1 pseudogene is annotated in these 282 nt (G+C 72.3%); it reads right to left on the reverse strand.

Annotation, left to right across the window (positions count from 1 at the left end):
- Window positions 1–282, reverse strand: a pseudogene (locus ACLBX8_RS32195) (ABC transporter substrate-binding protein); the annotation flags it as partial.

Consider the following 282-nt stretch of genomic DNA (forward strand, 5'->3'; position numbering starts at 1 on the left):
GGCATGATCGCGGTCGGGACGGCGAGGTCCAGGCCCTGGGCGGCGACCATGACGGTCACGCCCGCGATCGAGCGCCGGTGCAGGTTCGTGCGCTCCTGCGGCTTGGTGATCAGGCGGATCCCGACCTCGCGCCAGAACTCCGTGATGAGCAGCAGCGCGTCGAGGACCATCTCGGCCTCGCCGTCGCTCTCCACCACCAGCCCCAGGGCGCGACCGCCCGGGAGCAGCCGCGTGCCAGACCCGTCGCGGGCCGTCAGCCCGATCTCGTCCAGAAGCTTGGCG

It is taken from the genome of Methylobacterium sp. D48H (assembly GCF_053345715.1).